Source organism: Hydrogenophaga sp. SL48 (genome assembly GCF_021729865.1).
GTDB lineage: Bacteria > Pseudomonadota > Gammaproteobacteria > Burkholderiales > Burkholderiaceae_C > Hydrogenophaga.
In genome coordinates, this window is the sequence record NZ_CP063400.1 from 1,895,575 (window position 1) to 1,921,648 (window position 26,074).

15 protein-coding genes are annotated in these 26,074 nt (G+C 65.1%); 13 read left to right on the forward strand and 2 right to left on the reverse strand.

The annotated features are described in order from the left end of the window. Positions 1–17: 17 nt before the first annotated feature. The 6 genes from IM738_RS09050 to IM738_RS09075 all read left to right on the forward strand — a co-directional run bounded on the left by IM738_RS09050 (position 18) and on the right by IM738_RS09075 (position 14,954). A complete protein-coding gene (locus IM738_RS09050) occupies positions 18–4,655 on the forward strand; it encodes a MupA/Atu3671 family FMN-dependent luciferase-like monooxygenase (protein ID WP_236965535.1) in 4,638 nt (1,545 codons plus the stop codon). Then, positions 4,655–5,440: a 4'-phosphopantetheinyl transferase family protein gene (locus tag IM738_RS09055; RefSeq protein ID WP_236965536.1), complete on the forward strand. Its 786-nt coding sequence runs from the start codon at positions 4,655–4,657 to the stop codon at positions 5,438–5,440. Before IM738_RS09050 ends, IM738_RS09055 begins: the two co-directional genes overlap by 1 nt. Positions 5,441–5,463: 23 nt before the next feature. Next, entirely contained in the window at positions 5,464–6,516 is a 1,053-nt protein-coding gene (locus IM738_RS09060) for a glycosyltransferase 61 family protein (RefSeq protein ID WP_236965537.1), read from the forward strand. A gap of 170 nt (positions 6,517–6,686) precedes the next feature. Beyond that, the gene (locus tag IM738_RS09065; RefSeq protein WP_236965538.1) at positions 6,687–7,934 is read left to right on the forward strand and encodes a glycosyltransferase; all 1,248 of its coding nucleotides are present in this window, start codon (positions 6,687–6,689) and stop codon (positions 7,932–7,934) included. Between the two features lie 28 nt (positions 7,935–7,962). Continuing rightward, the gene (locus IM738_RS09070; protein ID WP_236965539.1) at positions 7,963–14,019 is read left to right on the forward strand and encodes a non-ribosomal peptide synthetase; all 6,057 of its coding nucleotides are present in this window, start codon (positions 7,963–7,965) and stop codon (positions 14,017–14,019) included. Beyond that, positions 14,010–14,954, forward strand: coding sequence for a hypothetical protein (locus IM738_RS09075; RefSeq protein ID WP_236965540.1), 945 nt, complete (start codon positions 14,010–14,012; stop codon positions 14,952–14,954). The genes IM738_RS09070 and IM738_RS09075 overlap by 10 nt, the downstream gene beginning before the upstream one ends. A gap of 141 nt (positions 14,955–15,095) precedes the next feature. Here IM738_RS09075 and IM738_RS09080 read toward each other — a convergent pair whose 3' ends face one another. Beyond that, entirely contained in the window at positions 15,096–18,128 is a 3,033-nt protein-coding gene (locus tag IM738_RS09080) for a sensor domain-containing protein (protein WP_236965541.1), read from the reverse strand. A gap of 212 nt (positions 18,129–18,340) precedes the next feature. Here IM738_RS09080 and IM738_RS09085 point away from each other — a divergent pair, with 212 nt between their 5' ends. From IM738_RS09085 to IM738_RS09110, 6 genes are all read left to right on the forward strand, one after another. Next, positions 18,341–18,643: an RNA-binding protein gene (locus tag IM738_RS09085; protein WP_236965542.1), complete on the forward strand. Its 303-nt coding sequence runs from the start codon at positions 18,341–18,343 to the stop codon at positions 18,641–18,643. 450 nt (positions 18,644–19,093) lie between these two features. Continuing rightward, the gene (locus IM738_RS09090; protein ID WP_236965543.1) at positions 19,094–20,281 is read left to right on the forward strand and encodes an ABC transporter substrate-binding protein; all 1,188 of its coding nucleotides are present in this window, start codon (positions 19,094–19,096) and stop codon (positions 20,279–20,281) included. Positions 20,282–20,385: 104 nt separating this feature from the next. After that, the gene (locus IM738_RS09095; protein WP_236965544.1) at positions 20,386–21,249 is read left to right on the forward strand and encodes a branched-chain amino acid ABC transporter permease; all 864 of its coding nucleotides are present in this window, start codon (positions 20,386–20,388) and stop codon (positions 21,247–21,249) included. Further along, on the forward strand, positions 21,246–22,256 hold the full coding sequence (locus tag IM738_RS09100; RefSeq protein ID WP_236965545.1) for a branched-chain amino acid ABC transporter permease: 1,011 nt from the start codon (positions 21,246–21,248) through the stop codon (positions 22,254–22,256). The genes IM738_RS09095 and IM738_RS09100 overlap by 4 nt, the downstream gene beginning before the upstream one ends. Next, positions 22,253–23,032: an ABC transporter ATP-binding protein gene (locus IM738_RS09105; protein ID WP_236965546.1), complete on the forward strand. Its 780-nt coding sequence runs from the start codon at positions 22,253–22,255 to the stop codon at positions 23,030–23,032. Before IM738_RS09100 ends, IM738_RS09105 begins: the two co-directional genes overlap by 4 nt. Before the next feature lie 66 nt (positions 23,033–23,098). Beyond that, positions 23,099–23,812 carry an ABC transporter ATP-binding protein gene (locus IM738_RS09110; RefSeq protein WP_236965547.1) on the forward strand — a complete coding sequence of 238 codons (714 nt, stop codon included), beginning with the start codon at positions 23,099–23,101 and terminating at the stop codon, positions 23,810–23,812. Between the two features lie 3 nt (positions 23,813–23,815). Here IM738_RS09110 and IM738_RS09115 read toward each other — a convergent pair whose 3' ends face one another. Next, on the reverse strand, positions 23,816–24,598 hold the full coding sequence (locus IM738_RS09115) for an IclR family transcriptional regulator domain-containing protein (RefSeq protein WP_236965549.1): 783 nt from the start codon (positions 24,596–24,598) through the stop codon (positions 23,816–23,818). A 142-nt stretch (positions 24,599–24,740) separates the two neighbouring features. Between IM738_RS09115 and pobA the strand changes: the two genes are divergently transcribed. Further along, positions 24,741–25,925 (forward strand): 4-hydroxybenzoate 3-monooxygenase, encoded by a 1,185-nt coding sequence (gene pobA / locus IM738_RS09120; protein WP_236965551.1) that lies wholly within the window; start codon positions 24,741–24,743, stop codon positions 25,923–25,925. Positions 25,926–26,074 lie beyond the last annotated feature (149 nt).

The following is a 26,074-nucleotide window of genomic DNA, read 5'->3' on the forward strand; positions in this document are numbered from 1 at the left end:
GATTTCCGGAGTTTTCCATGAGCAATTTTTCCTGTGTGGTGATGGGCAACGAGTCTCTGCTGATTCAGTGCGTGGAACGGCTGCTGCAAGGCGGCGACCGGGTCCACGCGGTGATCACGCGCAATCCGGACATCCGCTCCTGGGCGATGGGCCGCGACCTGCGCGTGGAAGCCCCCGGGGAGGGGCTCGCCGAACGGCTGGCCGGCGTGGGTTTCGACTGGCTGTTCAGCATCGCCAACCTCTCGGTCATTCCCCAGGCGGTGCTGGATCAGGCGGCACGCGGCGCCATCAACTTCCACGACGGCCCCCTGCCGCGCCATGCCGGCCTGAATGCGCCGGTGTGGGCGATCCTGGCGCGCGAGAAACAGCACGGTGTGACCTGGCACATGATCGAAGGCGGCATCGACGAGGGCGACATCGTCAAGCAGCAGCTGTTCGAGATGGCACCCAACGAGACCGCGCTGACCCTGAACACGCGTTGCTACGAAGCCGCCATGGAGAGCTTCTCCGAATTGCTGGTCGATCTGCACGGCCCCGGCCCGCAGCGCCAACGGCAGGACCTGAGCCAGCGCAGCTACCACGCGCGGCTGGACCGCCCTGCTGCTGCCGCCCGCATCGACCTGGCTCGGCCCGCCGACGAGGTGGTGGCCCTGGTGGGTGCGCTGGACCACGGCAGCTACTGGAACCCGATGACCTGCCCCAAACTGGTGGTGGGCGAACGGGTTCTGCTTGTGTCCGCCGCGGCCACCGAGGCCGGCTTGGCAGCGGCAGAACCGGGCGAGGTGCTGGAAGCAAGCATGGGAGGGCTGGTGGTGGGTACCGGTTCGGTGCCGGTGCGCCTCACGGGTCTGAGAGACCTCCAGGGCGTTGCCGTGTGCCCGACGACCGTGGCGAAGCCAGGGGACCGCTTGCCCCTGCTCGACGCCGACACGGCCAGGACACTCACCGAGGCCATGGCACGCGTGGTGGGCGGGGAAGCCACCTGGCGCCGCTGCCTGCAGGCGCCGGAAGGCATCGATCTGCCATTCGTGGCTTCCGCCTCGGGCCCCGCTCGCTGGCAGGCCATGTCCATGACGGCGCCCGCCAGCCTGTCGGGCGATCGCCTGCTGGCCGCGGTGGCCGCCTGGGTGGCGCGCGTCAGCGGCAAAAGCAGCTTCGACCTGGCCTTCCGCGATGCCGAGGCCCCACGGGCGAGTGGTTACCTGTCGACCTGGGTGCCGCTGCGCCTCACGGCAGCCGGCGACGCTCCCTTCTCCGCCCTCGCGGCGCAATGTGCCGAAGCCCTGGTGGCGGCCCGACGAGCACCCGCCTTTGCGCTCGATCTGGTCGCTCGCGACCCGGCGATCAAGGCGCTGACCGTGCCCCAGGTCGGGCTGGCAACGGGCGGAGAAGCAGCGGGTGTCGAGGGCACCGCGATCACGGTCCAGGTCACCGCCCCCGGCGCGCTGACCGTGTGGCACGACGAAGCCCGTTTGACCGGCGAAGCGGCATCGACCCTGGCCCAGCGCCTGCAGCGCGTGCTGGACGCCCTGGGCGATCCGGCGGCCCAGGAGACCGCGCTCGGCAGCCTGCCCGTCATGAGCCCGGACGAGCGCGAACAGGTGCTCTACGGCTGGAACGACACCCGTTGCGACTACGAACGCCAGACCTGCGTGCACCAGTTCTTCGAGCAGCAGGTGCAGCGGACACCCGATGCCACGGCGGTGGTGTTCGAAGGAGAGGCCCTGAGCTACGCGCAGCTCAACCGGCGCGCCAGCCAGGTCGCCCATCGCCTCATGTCCATGGGCGTCCTGCCCGGCACCCTGGTCGGCCTGTACACACCCCGCTCGCTGGACCTGCTGGTCGGCGCCCTGGCGATCCAGAAGGCGGGCGGCGGCTATGTGCCGCTGGACCCGGCCTACCCGCCCGACCGCATCGCCCTCTACATCGAGGACAGCGGTGCCCCGGTGATCATTGCCCAGTCCACACTGGTCGACAGCCTGCCGCCCCACCAGGCGAAGGTGCTGGTGATCGACGACGATCCGGCCATTGCGCAGCAGCCCGACACCGATCCGGCCAGCGGCGTCAGCCCGTCCGACATCGCCTACATGATCTACACCTCGGGCTCCACCGGCCGCCCCAAGGGCGTGATGGTCGAGCACCGCAATGTGGCCAATTTCTTCCGAGGCATGGACGACCGCATCCGCCACGACCCGCCCGGCGTGTGGCTGGCCGTCACCAGCCTGTCGTTCGACATCTCGGTGCTGGAGTTGTTCTACACCCTGGCGCGCGGCTTCAAGCTCGTGCTCTCCAGCGACGAAAACCGCGCGCTCGTCTCCAGCGGCACGATGCCGATCTCGGCGCAGAAGATGGACTTCAGCCTGTACTACTGGGGCAACGACGACGGCGCCGGCCCCAAGAAATACGAATTGCTGCTGGAAGGCGCCAAATTTGCAGACCAGCACGGCTTCTGCGCGGTGTGGACGCCCGAGCGCCACTTCCATGCCTTCGGCGGCCCCTACCCCAACCCCTCGGTGACGGGCGCTGCGGTGGCCGCGGTCACGAAAAACATCGGTGTGCGAGCGGGAAGTTGCGTGGGCCCCCTGCACCATCCGGCGCGCATCGCCGAAGAATGGGCGGTGATCGACAACCTCACCAACGGGCGCGCCGGGCTGGCCATCGCGTCCGGCTGGCAGCCCGACGACTTCGTGCTGCGTCCGCAGAACACCCCGCCGAACAACAAGAAGGCCATGTTCGAGACCATCGAGCAACTTCGTCGCCTCTGGCGCGGCGAGGCGGTGGCCTTTCCTACCGTCAGTGGCGAGCCGTTCAACGTGGTCACCCAGCCGCGTCCGGTCTCCACGGAATTGCCCATCTGGGTCACCACCGCCGGCAACCCCGAGACCTGGAAGGAAGCCGGCGCCATCGGCGCCCACGTGCTGACCCACCTGCTGGGGCAGACCGTCGAAGAGGTCGGTGGAAAGATCAAGATCTACCACCAGGCGCTGCGCGACGCCGGCCACGACCCGGCGAACTTCACCGTCACCCTGATGCTGCACACCTACGTGGCGCGCGACCGCGAGCAGGCTCGCGAAACGGCCCGTGGCCCCATGAAAGACTACCTGCGCAGCGCGGCCGGCCTGATCAAGCAATACGCCTGGGCCTTCCCGGCCTTCAAGAAGCCTGTGGGCGTGAGCAATCCGTTCGAGCTGGATCTCCGGTCACTGACCGAAGACGAACTGGAAGGCATCCTGGAGTTCGCCTTCCTGAGGTACTTTGAAGACTCCGGCCTGTTTGGCACCGTGGACGACTGCCTGAAGCGGGTGGAGGAACTCAAGGCCATTGGCGTGGCCGAAGTTGCCTGCCTGATCGACTACGGCATCCCTGTCGAAAAGGTCATGGAGGCCCTGTACCCCCTGGCCGAGGTGCTGCGCCGCTCCAACGAACCCACGGCCGTGGCCCATGACGATTTCTCGATCGCCGCACAGATCGTCCGGCACGGCGTCACCCACCTGCAATGCACGCCCAGCATGGCGCGCATGATCGCCATGAACGACGAGGCCAAGGCCGCACTGTCGCGGGTGCAGCACCTCATGATCGGTGGCGAAGCGCTGCCCGGCACGCTGGTGGCGGAGCTGGGTCTGGTCACCCAGGCCTCCATCGAAAACATGTACGGCCCGACCGAAACCACCATCTGGTCGTCGACCGAAACCGCTGGCGCCAACGAGTCGGTTGTCAACATCGGGCGACCCATCGCCAACACCCAGATGTATGTGCTCGACGAGCACCAGCAGCCGGTGCCCGTGGGCGCACCCGGCGAGCTTTACATCGGTGGCGACGGGGTCACTCGCGGCTACTGGCAGCGCGCCGACCTGACCGCCGAGCGCTTCCCGGCCGACCCCTTCGTGCGCCCTGAAAGCATGGCGCCAGGCGGCGCGCGCATGTACCGGACGGGCGATCTGGCTCGCTGGCGCCCGGACGGCCGCATCGACTTCCTCGGCAGGGCCGATTTCCAGGTCAAGATCCGTGGCTACCGCATCGAGCTGGGCGAAATCGAGGCCGTGCTCGAATCGGCAGACGGTGTGCGGCAGGCGGTGGTGGTCGCTCGTGAAGACCAGCCGGGTGACGTGCGCCTGGTGGCCTACCTGCGTGCCGACGCCGGCCTGTCGACCGAGCGCCTGCGCGAGTGGATCGCCACCCGCCTTCCCGAGCACATGGTGCCCGCCCACTTCGTGACGGTCGAGGAGTTCCCGCTCACGCCCAACCGCAAGGTCGATCGCAAGGCCCTGCCCGCCCCCACGCAGACCACGCAGCGCGAACGCACCGAGGTGTTTGTCGAACCCGGAAACGAAATCGAACAGCAGATCGCCACCATCTGGTCCCGCATTCTGGGCGTGCCACAGATCGGCTCGAAGGACAGTTTTTTTGCACTGGGCGGCCACTCGCTGCTGGCGGTGCAGGCCCATCGCGAAATCAAGCAGGCCCTGAACACCACGCGGTTGAGCATCACCGACATCTTCCGTTTCCCGACCCTGGCCGCGCTGGCCGCGCACCTCGACGACAAGCCCCGAGACACTCCGGAAGCGGCAGCCGAATCCGCCGAACGGGCCCAGATGCGCACCGATGCCATGTCACGCAGGCGTGCCATGCGGGCGGTCAAGCAGCCGCAGGATTGATGCGCTCCCCAGACCAGGCCAACGCCATGGGGCATGTGCAGGCATCCATCGCCGCCTTGCTGGACCCCCGCTTGGGCGTGGTTTGCACCGCCGTCGACGGTGACCCGCGGAATCTGTACCCGGAAGAGCGGAGCTCGATCATCCAGGCGATACCACGCCGACAGCGCGAATTTGCTGCAGGTCGGGCTGCCGCGCGGGAGGCCATGGCCTGCATCGGGGTCGAGTGCGGTCCTGTGCCCAGTGGCCCAGACCGTGCGCCCATCTGGCCCTTCGGCCTGGTGGGCTCGATCTCCCACACCCGGCAGATTTGTATCGCCGCCGTGGGGCGCGCGAAAGAGGTGGGCGCGATCGGCATCGACGTGGAAGAGCGCCTGCCGGTCGGCCCGGACCTCTGGCACAGCATCTGCACCCCCGAAGAACAGACCTACCTGCAAAGCCAGCCCGAGGAGCAACGGGGCGACATCGTCACCCAACTGTTTTCCGCCAAGGAAGCCTTCTACAAATGGCAGTTCCCCTTGACGAGACGTTTGCTGGACTTCCAGGACGTTCAGGTGAACCTGGAGCCGGGAGGTGGTGGTTTTTCGGTTCGGCCTGTTGATGCGCTTCGATGGCCTGATGTTCTCGCACCGGTGACTGGCGGCATGTTCTCCGACCAGAAATGGGTCATCGCGTGGGTTTGTGGGCACCCCGGTCGACCTCGGGTGTCGCAGGGCATGCGCCCAGGCCACCTCCAAGCCGCCCTGCCCCACCACCCGCCATCGAACCACCCCGAGGTCCTGCCATGAGACTCCAACGGTTGAACCCTCTCGTGAATTTTGGACTGAAGCTTCTACGGCAGGCCACCGACCTGAATTTCGACCGCATCAAGGCCGAAGTGATTTGCCCTGAAGAGACCCAGCCCTGCAAACCGCTCGCGTACCTTGAGGGGCAACTGGACAAAGCCACGGCACCCATCAAGGGCTTCGACACCCTTGCGAATGAACTGGCCATCCTCAGAATCACCGAGGTGCGACACGCCCCGACCATCCGCTACACCTTGTCCAACTGCATCGTGCACGACGCAGGTTTCGATGTGCTGGGTGGTGCATGGCGCAAGAAGGGCATTGATCGGCCGGATTTTTTGATCCAGCCCATCACCGAATTGGCATCATTGAGCTATTGCATGTCCAGCGTGAGCCACCGGTACTTCGGCCACTGGTTGCAAGACGCGTACACGAGCGCTTTGCTGGCCCAGCCGAATGAAGGCCTGCTTCTCGATGTGCGAACCGACGGTGGCCATGCCACAGACTATGTGAAGGCAGCCGGACTCAGCCCCTTGCCCGCCGGCGTGTACCTCGCTCATGAACTGCACTGCTACCAAGACCACGGCCAGGGTCCCTCCAAGCGAGCACGCATTGCCGAATTGCGAGCCCGGCTTGCAGCGGCCATTCCCGATGGCGATCGCTATGCACCGGGCAGCGCCGTGTACTTCCGACGTGGACACAGCGGTGTTGCCAGGCTGATTGAAAACGAAGACGAACTCATGCGGGCACTCACAGCCAAGGGGTTCGAGGTTTTTGATCTCGAAGGGGCCAGCGTCTCCGACATTCAGCAGCGGTTTCGACATGCGCGCACCGTGGTCAGTATCGAGGGCAGTCAGCAGTGTCATCTCACCTTCGCCCTCCCCCCAGGGGCATCCCTTATTTCACTGATACCGTCCGATCGCTTCTCAGTGGTTTTGCTGGGCTATGCCAGAGCAATTGAACTTCAATGGGGCTGCGTGGTGATCGACCGCGTCGAACATGGCTACCACGTCAACGTGGACGATGTTCTCAGAACCCTGGATCTTGCCGAGCGCCAGAGAGAAGGCAAATGCGAATGATCCAGGACCCCATGGCCTACTCATTGGCCCAACCGTGAGATCAATCGCTGGGGACAAGTTGGGCCAGCTGCTTGATGCGGCGTTTGAGTTCACGCTCAAAGTTGTGTTCTCGCGCGAACGACGACTCGAGGACCACGGGTCCGCACTGGGCGTTTGTCTGGATCAGCTGCATGAAATTCAACGAAAGAACTGAGATGTCGATACCTGGCAACAGCTTGCTGCTGTACGCACCTGTTCCGATCTACCCCGGCAAAGGTGGTTACCTGCTTGAGGACCAGGCATGCAATGGTCTGCGGCTCTGGGCGGAGAACTTTGAACGGGTGATCGTGATGCATCCACTCGAACACGGTGAAGCACCGCCCAGTTGGATCCCCGTTCAATCATCTGGCATTGATCTGAGCCGCGTGGAAATGGTGGCGCTGCCCACCGCCTACCGTCCCGATCAGTTTCTCATCCACTACTGGTCGGTTCGAAAGCAGATCGCGCAACTCATTGACCGTGCCCACTACCTGTCGTTCTCTATCGGTGGCCTGTTCGGCGACTGGGGCTCCGTCGCTGCCATCGAAGCCCATAGAAAAGGGAGGCGCTTTGCCGTCTGGACAGACCGAGTGGAATCAGAGGTGGTCCGCCACCAAGCGCAGACTGCTCAAAGTGCCAAGGCACGCCTGAGAGCATCCCTGTATCACCGTCCAATGGCGATGCTGGAGCGCGCCATCATTCGACGAGCCACCGTCGGCCTGTTTCACGGCGCGGAAACCCACGCCGCATACGCCCCCTACACCAAAACCGCCGAAATCGTTCACGACATCCACTTGCGGGAGCAGGATCGAATTCCCGCCGACGAGCTCAATCGCAAGCTTCATCGTGTCCTGGACGGTCCCCTGAACATCTGTTATCTCGGTCGTGCCGACACCATGAAGGGAACGGATGATTGGATCGAAGTGATGGCCGGTCTCAAATCGGCAGGCATCGACTTCCATGCAACTTGGTTGGGTGAGGGAGAACGCCTGCAGGCCATGAAGGCAGAAGTGGACCGTTTGGGGCTGGGGGAGCAGATCACGTTGCCCGGCTTCGTGAGAGACCGAACGGCCATTCTGAAAGCACTCCGAGAGGCTCACCTCTTCGTGTTTTGCCACAAAACGCCGGAGTCGCCGAGGAATCTGATCGAAGCGCTGGTGTCCGGTACCCCGATCATCGGGTACAACAGCCCGTTTCCCCAAGACCTGATCTCGGCGAACGGAGGGGGTCTGCTGTCTCCCAAGGATGATGTCAAGGCCCTGGTGGCATCGCTGGTTGGCTTGGCGGGTGACCGCAAGCGCCTGTCCCATTTGATCGGTCAGGCCGCGCTGGATGGCAGCGCCTTCAACGATGTGGAAGTGTTCAGACATCGAAGCGAAGTGATTCGCACCTACCTCTGATTTCCAGCTCCAAACGAATCACGGGACCATGCACCGGGTAGAAACCATGTCGCCGAAAGACAGTTGCGACGCTCAAACACCGATAGCCCAGGGCATCAATCTTCGAGAACTGCTGCGCGTGCGGGCAGCGGACCTCGGAGATCTCCCGGCCTACGTGTTCCTCGGCAACGATCTTGAGCCCACCCACACGCTGAGCTACGCCGGGCTGGGCCAGTCTGCCGAAGCCATTGCACGGAAGCTGCGCGTGCTGACCCGGCCCGGTGACCGGGTTTTGCTGGCGTTCAGCAACGACCTGGAGGCGGTTCAGCTGTTCTGGGGCTGCATCCTGGCCGGCGCCATTCCGATTCCGGCACCGGCACCGGACACCAGGAATGGACGGACCAGTGAGGCACGGCTTCGTGGCATCGCCGTCGATGCGAACGTGGTTTTGGCCCTGACCCATGCAAGCCACATCGACACCGGACACACCCAGCTCCCCGACGTGCCGTGGCAATCGCTTCAGACTTTGCTGGCCGTGCCGAGAACGGCCGACCCTGCCGACCCCGACGCCAAAGGGGGAGGTCCGGCGGACATCGCCTACCTGCAATACACGTCCGGCTCCACCAGTGCCCCGAGAGGTGTCGAGATCACCCACGGGAACGTGTTGGCGCAATGCAGCGCGTTGATGAGCGGCCTGCAAACCCAAGGCAAGAAAGGGCTGATCTGGCTGCCCTGGTTCCACGACTACGGGCTGGTGCATGGCCTGATTCACCCCCTCTACTCGGCGGCCACCTCGTTCCTGATGTCCACGTCGCAGTTCCTGCTGCGCCCCCTGAGATGGCTGGAGGCCATCGAGAAACACGGTGTGACACACAGCGGTGCCCCCGATTTCGCCTACGTCGCCTGCGTGAAGGCCCTGGCCCGCGCGCCCGGATGGACCGCCCGACTGGACGGCTGGCAGCAGGCCAGCTGTGGCGCGGAGCCCGTCCGGGCCACCACACTGGACGCCTTCGCCACCGCGTTCGCTCCCTTTGGCTTCAACCAGGCGGCACTGGCGCCCTCCTACGGTCTGGCCGAAGCCGTCCTGGCGGTCACCGTGCGGGACACCCGTTCCCCTTTGCTGCAGGTCACCATCGACGCGCAAGCCATCGAACGCCATGAGGTGCGGCACGCCGCTCGCGGGACATCCGGAACCAGAACCTTGGTGGGGTGTGGTCCGGCGCTCCCGGGGTTTCAACTGTGCATCGTCGACCCCGACACCTCCTTGCCCTGCCCGCCCCATCGCATCGGCGAAATCTGGGTGGCAGGGCCGAGCGTGGGCCGGGGGTATTGGGGGCAGCCTGAAGCATCGGCCGAGCACTTTGGCGCCACCCTGGCCCCTGCGGGCGCCGACCCAACGCAGCATCTGCGCACAGGTGACCTGGGTTTCATGCACGGAGGCGAGCTGTTCATCACAGGCCGGCGCAAGGACCTGATCCTGTTGAACGGGCGCAACCTGTACCCGCAAGACCTGGAGCAGACCGCCGAGGCGACGCACCCGAACATCCGTCCAGGCGGTGTCATCGCGATCTCGGTCGACAGAGGTCTCAAGGAAACCGCGGTCCTGCTGGTCGAATGCAGCCGACGACCCACGCCCGATGTGGTGCGTGAGCTGCTCGATGGCGTGCAGAAACAGGTGGGCATCGAGCACCAACTGGACCTGCACGACACCGTGCCCCTGCCAGCGGGCGCCCTGCCGCGCACGTCCAGCGGCAAGCCCATGCGCGGCGCGGCGCGGCGACTCTACCTGCAGGGGGCGCTGGAGCCACTGAGACTGGCAGCCAAGGCGCCGACGCTTCTGGCGCCGCCGCAGGAGGATGAGCCGGATGCTCCACTCATCGACACCCTGATCCAGCTGTGGTCCGAAGTCCTCGAGCACGAAGGGGTCGAACCCGACGAGAACTTCTTTGACCTGGGCGGTGATTCCCTGCTGGCCACGCAGCTGGTGTCGCGCCTGCAAACGCGGCTGGGCGTGGAACTGCCCATCAGCTCCCTGTTCGAAAGCCCCACGGTGCGCGGACTCGCACGCCGGGTGGGTCAAGCACTGGAGAAGCTGGCCGATTCGTCCCCCAGCCAGAGGGCGGCGCCAACAGCGCTGTCGGTTTCGCGCGCGCCGGGAGCCCGGGTCACGCTCTCCTACTCACAGGAGCGCATGTGGTTCATGCACGAGCTGGCGCCCGAGAGCAGCGCATACAACGTTCCGCTGGCCATTCGTTTCCGGGGTCTGCTTGATGTGAGCGCTCTGCAAGCAGCGCTGGCGCGCGTGGTCGAACGCCATGAAATCCTGCGAACCCGCTTCGTCAAGTCACCTGATGGCGTCTGGGGTGAAGTGGTGTCGGCCCCTGCTCCGCTGATCGACGAGGTGCGGCTGGCCGAGCACGGAGGCCCCGTGTCCGAGGACGTGTTGCATCGCCACCTGGCCAAGGTCACTGGCCTCCCGTTCCAGCTGGATCGGTGTCCGCTGCTGCGCGCACAGGTCGTGCACATCACCGAACAGCATGCCGTGATGCTGATCGTGATGCACCACATCGTCAGCGACCAATGGACGTTCGCTGAACTGGGGCGGGAACTGGCCGCGCACTACAACGCCATTCAGTGCGGGACGCCAGCCGCTTTGCCCAGCCTCCCGATCCAGTATGCAGACCACGCGAGCTGGCACCGGAGCTGGTTTGAAGGCGATCGGCGAGCAAACGAAGTCGCCTACTGGTCGCGCCGACTGGACAGTCTGGAGCCGTTGCCGCTGAACCATGACTTCCCACGGCCGCTGACACAGAGTTTTCGGGGTGCCGCGCTGCGCTGGCCCCTAGACCCCGACCACATCGCGGCGTTGCGTGGCCTCGGCGCGGCGCATGGCGCCAGCCTCTCGATGGTGCTGATCGCCGCGCTCAACGTGTTGCTGCATCGGCACACCGGCAAGACCGACATCGGCATTGGCGTGCCGATCGCCAACCGCCACCACCTGGCGTCCGAAAACCTCATCGGCAGCTTCGTGAACACCCTGGTGTTCCGAACCGACTTGGGAGGAGATCCGGATTTCCGCACCGTGCTGTCGCGGGTGCGTGAAGTCTCCCTGGAGGCCTTCGCGCACCAGGACATGCCGTTCGAACTCTTGGTCCGTGAACTGGCGGCAAGACCCGACTGCAGACGACAGCCGCTGTTCAACGTCATGTTCAACATGGTGAACTCGCAGGCCCGCGACTGCGAGTTCGAGGGACTGACCTGGTCCCGGCTCAATTTCGACCGGGCGTCGACGCAGTTCGACCTGACATTCGTCGCCGACCTGCTGTACGACCAGGCCCTCGTGATCGAATACGCCACCGACCTGTTTGCGCCAGAGACGGTGCAGCGCATGGGGGAGCACCTGCAGCAGATCCTGCGCGCCGCCGTGAACGAACCAGGAGCCCGTGTGGCCACGCTCCCGCTGCTGGGCAGTGCCGAGCGTGAATGCCTGACGCAGTGGTCGCTGGGGCCCGTCGAAGCGCCAGCGGCCCCCACGGTGGCCGAGTGGGTGGCCCACGGACTTCGGCCATCCGCACAACAGGCGGCCCTGGTCTTTGGCACCGTTCAATTGAGCCACCAGGCACTGGACGCAGCGTCGAACCGGCTGGCCAGGTTGTTGCGCCAGCGCGGCATCGCGCGCGGCAGCCGCGTGGGGGTGTGCCTCCCTCGCAGCCACGAACTGGTCATCTCGCTGCTGGCCATCCTGAAAGCCGGTGCAGCCTACGTGCCACTGGATCCCGACCACCCCCGAGAGCGTCTGAATGACCAGATCGCCGATGCCGACCTGGCGCTGCTGGTCACCCACAGTTCGGTGGTGCTGGCATGCGAGCAGCCCCCCCAATGGAGGGTCGATCTGGACAGCTCGCTGATCGCATCCACATCCGCCGATCCACTGCCAGCCGATCCCCTGCTCGATGCCTGTCCCGAAGATCCCGCGTACCTGATCTACACCTCGGGATCCACCGGGCGGCCCAAAGGGGTGGCTGTGCCACACCGCGCGGTGGTGAACCTGTTGGCCAGCATGGCGCGCACGCCTGGTTTCACGGCGCAAGACCGTCTGCTGGCCGTGACCACCCCCGGTTTCGACATCGCGGTCCTGGAACTGTTTCTGCCCCTGGGCACGGGCGGCACCGTGGTCGTCGCCAGCGAAGCACAGGCCACCGATGGTCGCTCGCTGGCCGAGGTCATGGCGCGCGAGAAGATCACGGTGCTGCAGGCCACGCCTTCGCGATGGCATTTGCTGCTGGAGGCCGGCTGGGCCGGAAACCCTCAGCTCAAGGCGCTGGTGGGCGGAGAGCCCCTGACGCCCCACCTGGCCGCCCAGTTGCTGGCCCGCTGTGGCGAGGTCTGGAACATGTACGGACCGACCGAAACCACGGTGTGGTCGAGTTGCTGGCGGGTGTCACCGGACGCCGTGCAGGCCATTGATCTGGGGCGCCCGGTGCTGAACACCTCGATCCAGGTGCTCGATCAACACCTTCAGCCCTGCCCGATCGGTGTTCCCGGGGAGATCTACATCGGGGGCACCGGCGTCGCCCTCGGGTACCACAAGCTCGCGGCGCTGACCGCAGAACGTTTCATCGAGCGGGCGGGACCGCAGGACCCTGTCAACACGCGCATCTACCGCACGGGTGACCGCGGGCGCTGGCGGCACGACGGGTCGCTGGAGCACGGCGGCAGGCTGGACGATCAGATCAAGTTGCGCGGGTTTCGGGTGGAGCTCGGCGAGATCGAAGCCCGGCTGCTCAGCCACGCGGCCGTGGCTCGCGCGGTGGTGGCTTTGCGCGAAGATGCGCCTGGCCAGGCCCGGCTGGTGGCCTACGTGGTGCCCTCCGGCCCCATGCCTTCGCGCGAAGAGCTGCGCGAGCACTTGCGCCGCTGGCTGCCCGATCACATGGTGCCCGCCCTGTTCGTCGAGGTGGCCGCCATTCCCGTGTTGCCCAACGGCAAAACGGACCGCCGGGCCTTGCCGGTACCGCAGAACAGTCAAACGGGTTCGAGCGCACCACCCGCGTTGCCCCGAAACGCCACCGAGGCCACCATCCTGGCGATCTGGCAAGCGGCGTTGCAGACCGACCGGCTCGGCATTCACGACAATTTCTTCGATCTCGGCGGGCACTCGATCCTGGCCGTGCGCGTGATCAGTCGCATCGAAGCGGCGCTGGAACGCCCCTGTGCACTGGGCCTGCTGTTCGAACACCCGACGGTGGCGGACCTGACCGCGGCTCTTGAGCAAACACCGTCAGAGGACACGGAGGACATCCCGGTGGCCGTGCTGCAGCCCCATGGGAGCGGGCCAGGGCTTTTCCTGCTGGCAGGCGCGGAGATGTACCGCCGTCTCGCGCAGCAACTGGACCCGGCGATGCCGGTGTACGGCGTGTTCTCGCAAACCGAAATCGACTTGCTGCAATGGCCGGCAGACGTTGCGCCGCCTGAGGTGTCGGTGGAGACGCTGGCGCTGGAGTACCTGGCGCTGATCCGCGGCATTCAACCCCATGGCCCCTACTTCCTGGGCGGCTTTTCGATCGGCGGCCCGCTCGCCTTCGAGGTGGCTCAGCGGCTGCAGCAGGAGGGTGAAGAAATCGGCCTGATCGTCCTGCTCGACTCCAAGCTGCCCGGGCGAGGCTTCAAGCACCTGGTGGCGGGCGTGCTCAGACGCCTGCGCCTGCTCCGCCGCCAGGGTGTGGCGCACCTCCTGCACATCTACCGCGTCTATCGACACCAGACCGAGCACCGCCACGAGCCCGGGAGCCGGCGCATCCAGGCGTACGCGCAGGCCATCCGTGCCTACGACGCCGTGCCCAGCGACCTGCCCGTGGTGTTCCTGCAGGCGGGTGACGATGCCTCCACCGCGCCGGCCTACGGCTGGCGTTCACTGGCGCCAGGCTTGACCGTGGAGCGGGTACCCGGTAAACACATGGACATCCTGGAGCCGCCGAATGTCGATGTGTTGTCGTCCTTGATGCGCCAGCACATCGCCAAGGCCAAAGCCAGGTGCTCTCGCGCCGCGGCGCCGGCCCCTACCGCACCACCACACCCCACCTCCGCGTCCACCTCATGCTCCTGAGACATTCGTTGAAATACATCCTGGCCTTCCTCCTGACCGCCTGCGGCTGGCACAAGACCCTGGACCCGGCCGAGCTCTCCGCGCTGTACACGCAGCCGCTGCCGCCCCCGGACAAGCCACTGCGGGTGTTCCACATCGGCCACAGCCTGGTCAACAAAGACATACCGATGATGCTGGAACAGCTGGCGGGAAAGGGCCATGATCACCGCTCCCAGCTGGGGTGGGGCGCCTCGCTGAGATCGCACTGGGAACCCGACGTGCCCGTCAACGGATTCGACGTGGAGAACGCCCATGCACGCTATCAGGATGCCCGTGAGGCCGTCGACAGTGGTCAATTCGATGCGCTGGTGCTGACCGAGTCTGTGGAGATCAAGGACGCGATCAAGTACCACAAGAGCCCCAAATACATCCGCCAATGGGCACGGGCGGCCCGGGCGGCCAATCCCAAGAGCCGCGTGTATCTCTACGAAACCTGGCACGAACTGAACGACCCCAAGGGGTGGCTGGAGCGCGTGGACGAAGACCTGGGCCTGTACTGGGAGGGCGTGCTGCTGGCGCAGGGACTGGCGCACGGAGACACGGGTGGTCCGGTGTACGTCATTCCTGCTGGACAGGTGATGGCCCGCCTGGTCCGCGAGATTGAAACCCGAGGGGGCGTTGATCGCCTCCGGTCGCGTGAAGATCTCTTCTACCTCAACGACAAGGGTGAGCGCGACATGATTCATCTGAGTCCACTGGGCAACTACCTCGTCGCCCTGACCCACTATGCCGTGCTCTACCACCGCCCGCCCCCTGCGGAGCCACTCGATCTTCAGCTGGTCGACGGCACGCGACTGCCGCCCATTTCAACCGAGTTGGCGCAGCTCATGAGCCAGGTGGTCTGGTCGGTGGTGACCAGCTACCCGAAGACCGGCGTCTCGCAGAGCAAGCGCTGAGTGTGCGGTGGAGGCCAGCGCTGGTCACGGTCTCGAACAAGGAAGAACCCCGTCATGATCATGGCTGCCGGCAACGGAGCGCGTGTTCTGGGTGACATCAACATCGGCCTGGCGCTCCAGCGTCTCGCGCCGAACATGGCCTCATCCTGCCAACATCATGTCGGATGACGGGTTGCGCAGGAACGCCTCCAGCGTTTCGATGGGCAGCGCCGGCGCAAACAGGTGACCCTGGAACTGGTCACACCCCTGGTAGGCCAGAAAGTCCCTCTGTTCATGCGTCTCCACACCCTCGGCCACCACCTGCAGACTCAGGCTCTGCGCGAGCGCAATGATCGCGCGTGAGATGGCCGCGTCGTTGGGGTCGGTCAGTACATCGGCCACGAAGCCCTTGTCAATTTTCAGCTGGTCCAGCGGCAGGCGCTTCAGGCACGACAGCGACGAATAGCCCACGCCGAAGTCATCCAGCGACAGGGTGACACCCAGGTCTTTGAGCATGCCCATCTTCTGGATGGTGATTTCCATGCGGTCGGCGAGCAGGCTTTCGGTCAGTTCAAGCTTGAGTCGGTGTGGACGAATGCCGGTGCGTTTGATGGAGGCCATCACCATGTCCACAAAGTTCGGGTGACGGAACTGGTACACACTCACATTGACGGCAACGCTCAGGTGAGCCGTTTGCTGCGAGTTGGCCCAGATGGCCAGTTGCTCGCAGGCGGTTTCCAGTACCCACATGCCCAGCGGCAGGATGAGGCCGGTATCTTCAGCCACCGGAATGAAGTCGGCGGGCTTGATCAACCCCTTTTCGGGGTGTTGCCAGCGCACCAGTGCCTCCACACCCGTGATCACCCCCTGGCGATCCACCTGCGGCTGGTAGTGCACCACAAACTGCTTCTCACGCAGGCCGACCCGCAGGGCTGCACCCACAGCGGCATTGGCGCTCACGGTGGCTTGCATGTCGGGGTCGAAATAGCACAGCGTATTGCGGCCCAGGCTCTTGGCCTGGTACATGGCCAGGTCGGCTTGTTTCAGCAGCTCGCTCACATCGCTCTGTTCGCCGCTGAACGAGGTCACACCAATGCTGGGCGTGGCGAAGTGCTGGTGCCCCGCAATCTGGAACGGCTCGCGCAGCATGTTCAGCACCTTTTCAGAGAGCGCGCGCGATTTGCTGGCTGCGGCGCCGCGGTCGGTGCTGAGGTCGTCCACCATCACCACAAATTCGTCGCCGCCCAGGCGCGCCACGGTGTCGGTCTTGCGGACACTGTTTGTCAGGCGCCGCGCCACTTGCTGCAGCAGCTGGTCGCCCATGTGGTGCCCCAGCGTGTCGTTGAGGATCTTGAAGTTGTCCAGATCAATGAACATCAGCGCGCCATGCTGCCCGGTGCGGGCGCTCTGCGAAAGCGCCTTTTGCAGCCGGTCCAGCAGCAGCTGGCGGTTGGGCAAGTCGGTCAACGGGTCGTAAAACGCCAGGTGCCGAATCATGTCTTCTGCATTCTTGCGCTGGGTGATGTCACGGCCCACCGCCACCCAGTGCGTCACCTCTTCTGCACTGGCCTGCACCGAGACCACCTCCAGCTCGACCCAGAATGACGCACCGTTTTTCCGCTGCACCATGAGTTCGGTGCGCGCTTGCCGGGTCACTTTCAAACCCTTGGCCAATTCGAGCAGTTTGACCATGGCCGGGTCCAGCTCCAGCAGGATGCGCGGGCTCTGTCCCAGCACCTCGGCGCGGCTGTAGCCTGTCTGTTTTTCAAAGGCGTCGTTGACGAACACCATGCGAGGTTCGTCATCCGGGCCCGAACCCGCTTCTGCAATGGCCACGATGTCGTTCAGCCGGGCCACGCTGGTTTCCAGCAACATCAGCTGTTCTTGCGAGCGTCGGCGCTCGGTGACGTCGCGGAAATACACCGCCAGTCCCTCGGCGAAGGGATATGCCCGAACCTCCAGCCATTTGCCCAGGGAAGGGAAAAAGTCCTCCAGCTCAACGCGCCGGTTGGTCTTGAGCGCGAGACCGAGCTGCATCCGCAGCCGTTGCGCCAAGCCGGTATTGAAATCGTGCCAGACCTCCTGGCCCAGCAGCTCGGCCGTGGTCTTTTGCAGAAGACGCTCGCTTTCCTGGTTCAGGTAGGTGAAGCAGCACTGCCGGTCGAGCGTGACAAAAGCTTCGGTGATGCTGGCCAGTGTGGTGGTCAGGCGCATGGCCAGTCGCAGGGTCTCCTGTTGCGCGTGCTTTTGCGCAGAAATATCTTGCACCGCACCTTGAATGCGCAGGATCTGCCCGTCTGCATCGCGCACGGCATTGCCCACGGTGCGAACCCATTTGGGGCTCATGCCCGGCACCTGCACCTGGATTTCTTCGTCAAATGCCTCGCCGGTCTGGGCACAACGCTCCAGCCGTTGGCGGATGCCCATGCGCCATTCGGGCGTGTAGCGCTGCACCATGGCCGCCAGGTCGTCAACCGTTTCACCGGGCATCAAGCCCAGGATGCTGGCGTATTCGTCGGAATGCTGGATCTGTCCGGTGGTGATGTTGACCGACCAACTGCCCACACCGGCCGTGTGTTCGGTCAGGTTCAAACGGCTCTCACTCTCGTGCAGCGCTTTGCCCAGGCGCTCTTCCCGTCCTTGGGTCAGGTGGGCCGACCGCTGCTGCTGGCGTATCAGCTCTTGCAGGTGCCCGGCGTGGGAAGCCAGTGTCTGCAAACCCGGCAAGCATGCCGCCAGTTCGGCGGGGCTGCGCGGCGCAGCGTCGAGCAGCGCCAGCCAGGTGGGGTTTTGCTGGCCGCCCGACGGCAGCGGGAGCACGAAACAGAACCGGACGTGGGGCAATGAGCCCACCAGCGGGTGTGCCGCCCATGCGGGGTTCGCCGCGGCATCCAGCAGACACCCTTTCAGCACCGTGTCCGCCGCCACTTTGGCGCACAGCGCCACGGCGTCGGCCTGTTGGTGGGCGGGCAGACCGCTGGCGTGCACGACCACCGGGCCGTCGGGAAGAACCTGTACCAGCATCGCCGCCGACGCTTGGGCCAGATGGGTCGCCAGCCGGGTCAGTTCCGCCCACTCCAAGCTGGGCGGCACTGTGTGCACGAGCTCGGGCAAGGGCGCTGCGTCGGCGGAAGTTTCTGCACGTTGTCCGTGTTGCATGTGGCGCCCGCTTTCGTCGGTGAGTGCCTCAAGCATACCGCGACACCTGTAACAACTTCGGCCAGAAACTCAGCGAAGGAGTCCATTAGGTGTGAACTTTCTGGCCGTTTCACCACCCATGGCAAAAAAACTAATAACAAAGTTGTTGCTATTTGTAGCTTCTGTATTACCATTACCCGAACAGCAAATTCTTCCACCCCCATCGCTTCCGCGTTGGGGTGTGGGCCTGAAGACAAAAAGGGGTGAACGTGAGCGCACTGGCAGAACTCCGGCAGCACCGTGATGTGACCAGCCTGAAATCCGCATTGCATCAGCTGTGCAGTGGGTTTGGTCGTATCACGCGGCTCGACATTCTTACGGCGATGCACGAGGGCACCAAGCAGGCCATTTGCTTCCTGCGCCTGGAGCGCCCCGAGCAAGAGCAGCAACTCATGAAAACACTGGGGGTTGGCAGGTTCGGTGGCGAGGTGGTGTTTGTGTTGAACCTCAACGTGCCGGTGACGGCCGAAGACTCAGGCCCCTCGTCGCAGTGGGCTGACTCCAACTTCTAGGAACAAGCGCCTCGGCCCCGTCCGAGACGCTTTGCCAGAGTATCGCCCTCTGGGCCCGTGGCGACAGATCCCACGGCATCACCTGCGCCGCGGCATCACGTCTCACGGTCAAGCCTGGGAAAGTGAACCCGCTGGCCTCGACCCCCCGCACCGACGCATGCCGTGGTCGTCACCACGGCCTTCACGACCATCTCGTGTCGACGCATCTGCGAGCCCACCCTCTGCCCGGATTTCACCCCCTGCCTCAAGGGTTTCCCCTGAATGCTCGCCTCAAAACATGCAGCATACTGCATGTCAGGCAATATCATGCACTTGGTCAAGGGAAGCAATTGACCACGGATTATCTTCAATCTTCAATACTTTAAACCTGAAGTACGGGTAAGCCAGTATCGCCATTCAGACAGCGCGCACCTAAAGTCAAACCCATCCGATAACCACAGGAGTCTCTTCATGACCACCCGCCGCCTCGTCCTTACCCGCAGTGCCGCCGTGATTGGTGCCGCCTCGTCCGGCCTGCTGTTGCCGCAGATCGTGCGCGCCCAGTCCGACAAGGTGCGCGTGGGCTTCATGCTGCCTTACACCGGTACCTTTGCGCAGCTCGGCGTGGCCATCGAGAACGGTTTCCGCATGGCGCTGAACGAACAGGGCGGCAAGCTGGGCGGTCGCGAGGTCGAGTTCTTCAAGGTGGACGACGAATCGAATCCGGCCAAAGGCATCGAGAATGCGCAGCGCCTGGTGCAGCGCGACAAGGTGGACGTGCTCGTTGGCACCGTGCACTCGGGCGTGCAGATGGGCATCCACAAAGTGGCGCGTGAAAGTGGCGTCCTGAACCTGATCCCCAACGCCGGTGTGCACATCGCCACCCGCGCCCAGTGCGCACCCAACGTCTTCCGCACCTCCTTCACCAATTCGCAGCCCACGCTGGCGCTGGGCAAGGCCATGGTCGACCGCGGCCACAAGAAGGCTGTGTGGATCACCTGGAACTACGCGGCCGGCGACGAGGCCTTCGAGGGCTTCGAGCAGAGCTACACCGCCGCCGGTGGCACCATCGTGAAGAAGCTAGGTCTGCCCTTCCCCAACGTCGAGTTCCAGGCCCTGTTGACCGAGATCGCGTCGATCAAGCCCGACGCCGTGGCCTGCTTCTTTGCCGGTGGCGGCGCGGCCAAGTTCCTGCGCGATTTCCACGCGGCCGGCCTGTCCAAGACCATCCAGCTCTACGGCTCGGGTTTTCTGACCGAGGGTGTGCTCGAAGCCGCCGGTGATGCCGCCAACGGCGTGCTGACCACCATGCACTACAGCGACTCGCTGGACACGCCGGCCAACAAGAAATTCCGCCTGGAGTACGCCAAGACCTTCAAGCTGCAGCCCGACGTGTACGCCGTGCAGGGCTACGACACCGGCCTGCTGCTGGTCAAGGGCGCCAACGCCGTCAAGGGCGACCTGGCCAACAAGAAGGCCCTCTACGCCGCGATGGAAGGTGCCACCATCGACAGCCCGCGCGGCAAGTGGAGCATGAGCAAGGCCCACAACCCGGTGCAGGACATGTACCTGCGCAAGGTCGAGAACAAGGAAAACAAGGTGGTCGGCATCGCGCAAAAGGCCGTGGCCGACTCCGGCGCCGGCTGCAGGATCGCCTGACCCGATCCGCCCCCCGCGCTGCCTTCGACATCACCCTCCAAGGGGGGTGATGTCTGCCGACCGGCAGAGCCGGATCGGCGTCATCCTCGACCCTTTGGTCTGCCATGGACTTCGCCAACTTCCTCATCCAACTGCTCAACAGCCTGCAATACGGGCTGCTGCTGTTCATGCTGGCCGCCGGCCTGACGCTGATCTTCGGCATCATGGGCGTGGTCAACCTCGCGCACGGCAGCTTCTACATGCTGGGCGCCTACCTGGCGTGGTTCCTGACCGCGCAGTTCGAGAGCCTGGTGCTGGCCATCGCGGTCGGCACGGTGATCGCTGTCGCGCTGGGCTGGCTGCTGGAGTGGTTGCTGTTCCGGCACTTCTACCACCGCGATCACCTCGACCAGGTGCTGCTCACCTTCGGCCTGATCTACATCTTTGAAGAGTTGCGCTCCATCTTCTGGGGCGACGACGTGCACGCGGTGCAGGTGCCCGAGGCCGTGAACTGGTCGATCCAGCTGACCGAGAACCTCTCGTACCCGGTCTACCGGCTGGTGATCTCGGCCGTGTGTGTGGCGCTGGCGCTCGGCTTGTACGCGCTGATCAGCAAGACCCGCCTGGGCATGAAGATCCGCGCCGGCGCCTTCAACCGTGAAATGACCGAGGCCCTCGGCATCAACATCCGCCTGATCCACGGTGTGGTGTTTGCACTGGGTGTGGCGCTGGCCGCCATCGCCGGCATGATCGCCTCGCCGATCTCCAGCGTGTACCCCGGCATGGGCAGCTCGGTGCTGATCATGTGTTTCGTGGTGGTCGTCATCGGTGGCATCGGCTCGGTGCGCGGCGCCATGGTGGCGGCCATGCTCGTGGGTCTGGTGGACACCTTCGGCAAGGTGCTGGTACCGCAGATCGCCGGCATGGCGGTTTACATGCTGATGGCCCTCGTGCTCCTCTACAAGCCCGAAGGGCTGTTCAAACAATGAGCACCGCAAAAGCCCAACTCGAAAAACTGCCCAGGTCCATGCAGGTGATGCTGGCCATCGGTGCTGTGGCCCTGGCCGCGTTCCCGTTGATGCCGCTGGAGAGCCGCGACTTCTACCTGCAGATGCTCACGCAGATGATGATCCTCGCCATCTTCGCGATGAGCCTCGACCTGCTGCAGGGCGTGACCGGCCTGGTCTCGCTCGGCCACGCGGCCTACTTCGGCCTGGCCGGCTACGCGCTGGCCTTCATCACCCCGCAGGATGCGCCCATCGCCCTCTGGTGGAGCCTGCCGCTCGCGGCGGCGGGGGCCGGACTGGCCGCGCTGGTGATCGGCTTCTTCGTGGTGCGCACCCACGGCATCTACTTCATCATGGTCACCATGGCGTTTGCCCAGATGGTGTTCTTCCTGTTCTTCGACAACAAGGCACTGGGTGGCTCGGACGGCATCTACGTGAACTTCCGGCCCGACGCCACGGCGCTGGGCATCGACCTGGAGAACAAGGCCCACTTCTTCTACTTCACGCTGGCGATGCTGATCGGCGTCTACCTCTTCCTGCGCCGCGTGCTGTTCTCGCCGTTCGGGCGCGTGCTGGCCGGCATCCGCGTGAACGAACACCGCATGCGCGCCGTGGGCTACGGCAGCTTCGGCTACAAGCTCGCTGCCTTCACGCTGGCGGGCACGCTGGCGGGCGTGGCGGGCTACCTGTGGGCGGCGCAGACGGGCTTCGTGAACCCCGAGCTGATGGGTTTTCACATGAGCGCGCACGCGATCATGATGGTCATCCTCGGCGGCATGGGCAACTTCGCGGGCGCCATCGTCGGCGCATTCGCCTTCGAGTACGTGATGCACTTCTTCAAGGACCTGCCCGCCATCGGCGACTTTGAAACCGGCAAACACTGGCAGCTGTGGATGGGCAGTTTCATCGTGCTGGTGGTGATCGTCGCGCCGCGTGGCCTGCTGGGTCTGGGCGAGAAATTTCTGAACCGCAAGGGGACGCAGAAATGACGGATGTTCTCCCCAACGAAGTCGCCCTGCTCACTGCGGACAAACTCACCAAGCGCTTCGGCGGCCTCGCGGCCGTCAACGAGGTGTCGGTGCACCTCTACCGCGACCGACTGCACGCGGTCATCGGTCCCAACGGCGCGGGCAAGTCCACCCTGACCAACCTGCTCTCGGGCGACCTGCCGCCCACCTCGGGCAGCGTCACCATCGGCGGCGTGGAAACGGCCGGGCAGTCGCCCGAGTCGATCTCGCGCCTGGGGCTGGGCCGCAGCTACCAGAAGACCAACATCTTCCTGCCCTTCACCGTGTGGGACAACGTGCGGCTGGCCTCGCAATCGCGCGAGCGGCACGCGCCCTGGAACCCGCTGCGCTGGCTGCAGTCGGCCTCGTCGATGAAGACGGTGAATCAGCGCTGCGAACGCGCCATCGAACTCGCCGGTCTCACGCACCGCACGCAGACCGTGGCCGCCACCGTCAGCCACGGCGAACAGCGCCAGCTCGAAATCGCCATGACACTGGCCACCGAGCCCACCGTGCTGCTGCTGGACGAACCGCTCGCCGGCATGGGCCAGGCCGAGGCCGAGGGCATGATCGAGCTGCTGCTCAAGCTCAAGAAGGACCACGCGATGATGCTGGTCGAGCACGACATGGACGCCGTGTTCGCACTCGCCGACCAGCTCACCGTGATGGTCAACGGCCAGGTGATCGCCAGCGGCACGCCGACCGAGGTGCGTGCTGACCCGGTCGTGCAGGCGGCTTACCTGGGCGAGGAACATTGACATGAGCGCCGCGCAGGGCCGCCCCAAGCAAGCTCGCACCGCAGTGCGAAGCACGGAGGTTATCCATTGAGTACGCCCCTGATCCAGGCCACCGGCCTCCACACCCACTACGGCCAGAGCCACATCCTTCGCGGCATCGATTTCACCGTCTTGCCTGGGCAGACCATCGGCCTGATGGGCCGCAACGGCATGGGCAAGACCACGCTGCTCAAGTCCATCATGGGCATCGTCAAGCCCAGCGGCGGCACGGTGCACATCAAGGGCCAGCCCATGACCGGCGCGCCCACCTTCGAGATCGCGCGCATGGGGATCGCCTACGTGCCCGAAGGCCGGGGCATCTTCGGCAACCTGAGCGTGAAGGAAAACCTGCAGATGTCGGCCCGCGCGGGCACACGGGGCCAGCGCGACTGGACGTACGACCGCGTGCTGGACACCTTCCCTCGCCTGGCCGAGCGCCTGGGGCATGGCGGCCAGCAGCTCAGCGGTGGCGAGCAGCAGATGCTGACCATCGGCCGTGCGCTCATGACCAACCCCGACGTGCTGATCCTCGACGAGGCCACCGAAGGCCTGGCGCCGCTGATCGCGCGCGAGATCTGGCGCATCTGCGGCCTGATCCGCGAAAGTGGCATCAGCAGCATCATCGTGGACAAGGCCTGGAAGCAGGTCACGCAGATCACCGACCGCAACGTCATCCTCGTCAAAGGCGAGGTGGTGTTCGAAGGTTCGTCGGACGAGCTGCTGTCGAAGCCCGAACTGCTGGAGCAGTACCTGGGCGTCTGACCCTCACAGCAAGGGACGCAGCTCCCGTGCCGCGTCCAGCAGCAGCGGCAGCAGGTCCTTGTGCATCACCGCCGGCGCCAGCCGCTCGGGCGAGGCCACCACGTTGAGCGCCGCCACGGTCAGGCCTTTCATGTTGCGCAGCGGCACGGCCAGCGCGTGCACACCCAGCTCGTGTTCTTCGCTGGCCACGGCGAAATCGTCCGCCCGCACCTGCGCCACCACGGCGCGAAAGGCCTTGGGGTCCACGGTGGTCCTGGGCGTGAGCCGGGGCAGCTCGCGCCCCTTGAGCCAGGCGCTGAACTCGGCGCGCGGCAAGGCCGCCAGCAGCACGCGCCCGGTGGAGGTGGCGTGCACCGGCAGGCGCGCGCCCAGGTGCAGACCGTAGGCCATGAGCCGCTGCCCGCCCACCGAAGCGCTGCGCGCCACGATCACGACCTCGTCACCGTCGAGCACCACGGCCGAAAACGATTCGCGCGTCTGCGCCGCCAGCCGGTTGAGCGTGGGCTGCAGCAGGCGCGGCAAGCGGGCCGAGGCGAGGTAGCTGCCGGAGAAGCGCAGGACCTTGGCCGAAAGCCAGTAGTGCGTGCCGTCGGTGTCAAGGTAACCGAGGTAGGCCAGCGTGAGCAGGTGGCGGCGTGCCGCCGCGCGGGTCAGGCCGGCACGCTCGGCCGCCTGAGTGGCATTGAGGCGCTGGCGCTCGGTGTCGAAGCTCTCCAGCACGGCCATGCCCTTGGCCATGCCTTCGATCAGGTCGGCTTTGGCGATGCTGCGGTCGTGGGTGTTCATCGCGGCATTGTCGCCCGAAACCCATTGCTGCGCGATCATCGCGCAACACCGCCAATCATCGCGCGATGACGGTGCTGTTCTCTTGAACACCTGGCCCCGTCTGCCTACAGTCTCCTCACCCCACCAACACAGGAGACATCCCATGCGTACCCAGGTTGCCATCATCGGCGCCGGCCCCTCCGGCCTGCTGCTCGGCCAGTTGCTGCACAAGGCCGGCATCGACGCCATCATCGTCGAGCGGCAGAGCCCGGACTACGTGCTCGGCCGCATCCGCGCGGGCGTGCTGGAACAGGTGGCGACCGAACTGCTGGACGAAGTGGGCGTGGGCCAGCGCATGCACGCAGAGGGTCTGGTGCACAGCGGCTTCGACATGCTGTTTGATGGCGTGCGCCACCGCATCGACCTGGAGAAGCTCACCGGCGGCAAGAAAGTGATGGTCTACGGCCAGACCGAAGTGACGCGCGACCTGATGGACGCCCGCACCGCCGCCGGTCTGCCCACGGTGTACCAGGCCGCCAACGTGCAGGTGCACGACTTTGACTCGAAGACCCCGCGCGTGACCTACGAGAAGGACGGCCAGAGCCACACCATCGATTGCGACTTCATCGCCGGTTGCGATGGCTTTCACGGCGTGTGCCGCGCCAGCGCGCCGCGCTCGGCCATCAAGGAGTTTGAGAAGGTGTACCCCTTCGGCTGGCTCGGCCTGCTGTCGGACACGCCGCCGGTGCACCACGAACTGATCTACGTGAACCACCCGCGCGGTTTTGCCCTGTGTTCGCAGCGCAGCGAAACCCGCAGCCGCTACTACCTGCAGGTGCCGCTGACCGACAAGATCGAACAGTGGAGCGACGACGCGTTCTGGGCCGAGCTCAAGCTGCGCCTGGACCCGGAAGCCGCCGAGAAGCTGGTGACCGGCCCGAGCCTTGAAAAAAGCATTGCGCCGCTGCGCAGCTTCGTGACCGAGCCGCTGCGCTTCGGCCGCATGTTCCTGGCCGGCGACGCTGGCCACATCGTGCCGCCCACCGGCGCCAAGGGCCTGAACCTGGCCGCCACCGATGTGAAGTACCTGAGCAACGCGCTGGTCGAGTTCTACAGCGAGAAGAGCGAGGCCGGCATCGACGGTTACTCCGAGCGCTGCCTGAAGCGCATCTGGCGCGCCGAGCGCTTCAGCTGGTGGTTCACGTCCATCATGCACAACTTCCCCGACGAAGGCGCCATCAACGGCAAGCTGCAGCAGGCCGAGCTGGACTACCTGATGCACTCCGAATCGGGCCTGAAAACCATTGCCGAGAACTACGTCGGTCTGCCGCTGAACTTCGGCGAGTAGAGGGCCCACCCCTGCGCCGCCTGCGGCGTCACCCCCTCAAGGGGGCAACACCTGCGGCCCGGCAAAGCCGGTTCCGCGGTGTTCTCGGTGGGGCAATTCGCGTCGGAGAGTGCGCCCTGCATTCAGCCGGTGCTGTCTCCGTGTTGCCT